1 protein-coding gene is annotated in these 1,053 nt (G+C 64.4%); it reads right to left on the reverse strand.

Features of this window, described 5'->3' with window-relative positions; translation table 11 throughout:
* On the reverse strand, positions 1-1,053 hold a 1,053-nt coding region (gene ispG, locus ACFZBB_RS34720), incomplete at both ends, for a flavodoxin-dependent (E)-4-hydroxy-3-methylbut-2-enyl-diphosphate synthase (protein ID WP_391131224.1).

Genomic DNA, 1,053 nt, shown 5'->3' on the forward strand with positions numbered 1-1,053 from the left:
TGGTCCCGTCGGCCTCCATCTGCTCGGCGAGTTTCATCGCCTCTTCGATCAGCGTCTCGACGATCTTCGACTCCGGCACGGTCTTGATGACCTCACCCTTGACGAAGATCTGACCCTTGCCATTGCCCGACGCCACACCCAGATCAGCCTCACGGGCCTCACCCGGACCGTTCACGACACAGCCCATCACCGCGACCCGCAGCGGGACCTCCATACCGTCAAGACCCGCCGACACCTGATCCGCCAGCTTGTACACATCCACCTGAGCACGCCCGCACGACGGACACGACACGATCTCCAGCCGCCGCTGCCGCAGATTCAACGACTCCAGAATCTGGATACCGACCTTGACCTCCTCCGCCGGAGGAGCCGACAACGACACCCGGATCGTGTCCCCGATCCCCTCCGACAACAGCGCACCGAACGCCACAGCGGACTTGATCGTGCCCTGGAACGCCGGACCCGCCTCCGTCACACCCAAATGCAGCGGATAGTCCGACTGGGCCGCCAGCAACCGGTACGCGTTGACCATCACCACCGGATCGTTGTGCTTCACCGAGATCTTGATGTCCCGGAAACCGTGCTCCTCGAACAGCGACGCCTCCCACAGCGCGGACTCCACCAGCGCCTCAGGCGTCGCCTTCCCGTACTTCCTCAGCAGCCGCGCGTCCAGCGACCCCGCGTTCACACCGATCCGGATCGGCGTCCCCGCCTCCGAAGCCGCCCGCGCGATCTCCTTCACCTTGTCGTCGAACTGCTTGATGTTCCCCGGATTCACCCGAACCGCCGCACACCCGGCATCGATCGCCGCGAACACGTACTTCGGCTGAAAATGAATGTCCGCGATCACCGGAATCTGCGACTTCTTCGCGATCGTCGCGAGCGCGTCGGCATCATCCTGCGTCGGACACGCCACCCGCACGATCTGACAGCCCGAAGCCGTCAACTCCGCGATCTGCTGAAGAGTGGCACCGATGTCAGAGGTACGGGTCGTCGTCATCGACTGGACGGAAACAGGCGCGTCCCCGCCCACCGGGACCGACCCGACCTGGA

This window comes from Streptomyces sp. NPDC008139 (genome assembly GCF_042957025.1).
In the GTDB taxonomy this organism is placed as follows: Bacteria; Actinomycetota; Actinomycetes; order Streptomycetales; family Streptomycetaceae; genus Actinacidiphila.